Source organism: Citrobacter sp. Cpo030, from assembly GCF_030333005.1.
Lineage (GTDB): Bacteria > Pseudomonadota > Gammaproteobacteria > Enterobacterales > Enterobacteriaceae > Citrobacter > Citrobacter portucalensis.
Genome location: NZ_JAOWGT010000002.1, coordinates 1 through 362 on the forward strand (window position 1 = coordinate 1; position 362 = coordinate 362).

Consider the following 362-nt stretch of genomic DNA (forward strand, 5'->3'; position numbering starts at 1 on the left):
CCGTCACTGAGGCCATAATCTCCAAAATCAAAGATATAACTGGTCTCAATGACTTCTTTTCCTTTCACCAGTGGAATATTATCCGCAATCCTGAAACTTACTCTCAGTGAATTTAGCTGCCACTGGCACGGCCCGCCACCATCAATGGCAATACTGATCTGCCACAGCCCCCCCATACCCTGCCGGACGAAAGGCTGCGTAAAACCGTTGTATCCCCGCACAGGATAAGATTCAAAGCTGGAGTTATAGCTTTTATCCATACACTTTTCAGAGCGGTAAAGAATCTGCATCGGCATTAGAGTGATGCCCTCTGGCATCCGGAATGACACGCTGACACGTCGGGCATTATCAGGAGGGGAAAG

The 362-nt window shown here is 48.6% G+C and carries 1 pseudogene; it reads right to left on the reverse strand.

Going from position 1 to position 362, the window contains the following annotated elements:
* Positions 1-260, reverse strand: a pseudogene (locus OGY37_RS00005) (hypothetical protein); the annotation flags it as partial.
* Between the last annotated feature and the right edge of the window lie 102 nt (positions 261-362).